The following is a 2607-nucleotide window of genomic DNA, read 5'->3' on the forward strand; positions in this document are numbered from 1 at the left end:
AAGATTGGAGCCGCTCAAAGCGGCTTGTTTTAGTTCGTTAGTTTTTCTTTGTTGATGTTCTCTTTATCTTCGATCCATGGCATTTCCATTTGGTCAAGCCTCTGGTCCTCCGTAAGCGACACTTCTGGCACATCTGGCGGGAAATAGCGGAAGTGTCGTAACTTCCCGCAATGACGAATACGCAAAGTTCCAGTGAAGTTTTGAAAATTGACACGGTGGGGCGGGTCCGGACGCCGAAAGAGAAGCGGGAGGAAACCGTTGCGGCTTACCGAGGGAGCGGGATGACGGGGCAGCAGTTCGCGGCCTACTCCGGGGTGAAGTACTCGACGCTGATGAACTGGGTGGGAAAAGCGCGACGGGCACAAATGCCCGTTCAGGAAGTTTGCAAAACCTCCGAGCTGAACTGGGTGGAAGCGATGGTGGAGGACGGATGTTCCGGCCAGGGAGAGGCGCTGAGCGTTGAAATCGGTGGCACCGTGCGGATGCGAATAGTCAGTTCGAGACAAGCCGCGTTGGCCGGGGAGATCATTCGGGGGCTGGGAGTGGTTCGGCCATGCTGAGTTTTTCCGGGAGTTTGCGGGTATTCGTGGCGGTGGAGCCCTGCGACATGCGCAAGGGGTATGAGGGGTTGTCGGCATTGGCCGGAGAGGTTTTGCGCGAGGACGTGCGCAGCGGGGCGCTCTTCGTGTTCGGCAACCGGCGGCGGACGCGCTTGAAGATCCTGTATTTTGACGGCAGCGGGATGTGGGTGATGGGGAAGCGGCTGGAAGCGGGGACGTTCTCCTGGCCGAAAGTGTCGGAGACGGGATCCACCAAAGTGCAACTCCGAGCGGAAGCCCTCGCGATGCTCACGGACGGGCTGGATCTTCGCGGGGTGAAAATGCGGCCGTGGTATGAGCGGGCGTGATTTTTTTCGTGGAACCGCAAAAAAAAGCTAATACTTAGGCGAGGTTCCTGCTATGTTAGCCTTTCGATGGCCGAGACCACCATGAAAGAGCTTCTTGCGAAGCTTGCCGAGAGCGTCGAAGAGAACGCGGCTCTGCGCAAAGAGAATGCGTTGCTGCGGCAGAAGGTGGACATGCTCTCCCGGATGATTTACGGGACGAGCAGTGAAGCCTTCAATCCGAACCAACCCGATCTCTTCGGGGTGGTGCCCGGTTCGGGCGAAGATCTGGGAAAAGGCTGCGCCTCCTTCAAGGAGGAGACTTCCCACGAAAAGAAGGAGCGCAAGGAACGCGCCCCCCGCGTCCCGGACAACCTCCCGGTTGAGGAAATTGTCATCGAGCCATTGGAGGTGCAGGCCGAACCGGAGGCATACAAGTGCATCGGGGAGGAGGTCAGCGAGCAACTCGACTACTCGCCCGGGGCGTTCCGCCGGGTGCGCACGGTGCGTCGGAAGTATGTGCGCAAGGCCGTCGTGGACCCCAAGCCGGTGATCGCCCCGCTGCCACCCAAGCTTCAGGACGGCTGCATCGCCGCTCCCGGACTGCTGGCCAGCATCATTGTGGGCCGCTATGTGGATCATCTGCCCTTTTACCGGCAGGAGCAGATCTTCAAAACCCGCCATGAGGTGATGATCCCGCGCCAGAATATGGTGCGTTGGAGCGATATGGTCTCCGACCGCCTGGAGCCGATTTACAATATTTTGAAAGATCGCGTGCTCTCGGGCGATTACATCCAGATGGACGAAACTCCCATTCGTTATCTGGATCCCGGTTCCGGGAAAACCCAGATCGGCTATATGTGGGTGACCTTGCGGCCCGGCGGGGACGCCATCTTCCAGTGGAAGCCCAGTCGCGCGGCCCAGTGCGTGAAGGATATCCTGCCGAAGGACTTCAAGGGCATCTTACAAACTGACGCCTATGCGGCTTACGGAAGCTTTGCCAAGGAACGTCCGGATGTGGTCATGGCTGGATGTATGACCCATGTGCGGCGCAGGTTTTACCAGTCCTTCGAGCAGAAGCCCGGAGTGGTGACCTTCCTTCTCAATCAGTTCGCCTCGCTCTATCGTGTGGAATCCTCTCTTCGAAAGCGAAAAGCCGGACCCGCCCTGCGGGAGGCCGATCGCGCCTCGGTGTCCCGCCCGATCCTCGCGCGCCTGGAGCGAGCTCTCAAAATCTTGCAGCCCAAGTTCTTTCCCCAGAGCAATCTGGGCAAGGCCATCAGCTACGCGCTGACCATTTGGTCCTCGCTGGGAGTGTACCTCGAAGCCGGACGCGTGGAAATCGACAACAACCTGATTGAAAATGCCATTCGTCCAACGGCAGTGGGAAAAAAGAATTGGCTCTTCATCGGGGCAGCCGGGGCGGGAAAGAAAAGCGCCATCCTCTACACCATCGTGGAATCCTGCCGCCGCCAGGGTATCGACCCCCATGCCTACCTCCATGACGTGCTGACCCGCTTGCCCCGCTACACCAACCAGAACATCTCCGAGCTCACCCCGGAAAACTGGGCCAAGGCTCGCTCCGCTTCCCAACGCCAATACGCCGCAGCGGCGTAAGGGTTGGAAGTGTCAGAACACAGCGTTCTGACGGTTACGCAAAAATGACGCGATCTACCGGCATGTGCCATACGTGCCGCTTACGGTAATTCTGCTGGATCTGTTTT

General features: G+C 58.6%; 3 protein-coding genes. All 3 read left to right on the plus strand.

What is annotated here, in order from left to right:
* The first annotated feature begins 170 nt into the window (after nt 1-170).
* The 3 genes from WC698_06390 (at nt 171) to WC698_06400 (ending at nt 2500) form a co-directional block, all read left to right on the plus strand.
* On the plus strand, nt 171-560 hold the full coding sequence (locus WC698_06390) for a hypothetical protein (GenBank protein MFA6039861.1): 390 nt from the start codon (nt 171-173) through the stop codon (nt 558-560).
* On the plus strand, nt 554-907 hold the full coding sequence (gene tnpB / locus WC698_06395; protein ID MFA6039862.1) for an IS66 family insertion sequence element accessory protein TnpB: 354 nt from the start codon (nt 554-556) through the stop codon (nt 905-907). The genes WC698_06390 and tnpB overlap by 7 nt, the downstream gene beginning before the upstream one ends.
* Nucleotides 908-973: 66 nt before the next feature.
* The gene (locus WC698_06400) at nt 974-2500 is read left to right on the plus strand and encodes an IS66 family transposase (GenBank protein ID MFA6039863.1); all 1527 of its coding nucleotides are present in this window, start codon (nt 974-976) and stop codon (nt 2498-2500) included.
* Nucleotides 2501-2607 lie beyond the last annotated feature (107 nt).

Source organism: Candidatus Peribacteraceae bacterium, assembly GCA_041661065.1.
GTDB lineage: Bacteria > Patescibacteriota > Gracilibacteria > Peribacterales > Peribacteraceae > CAIKAD01.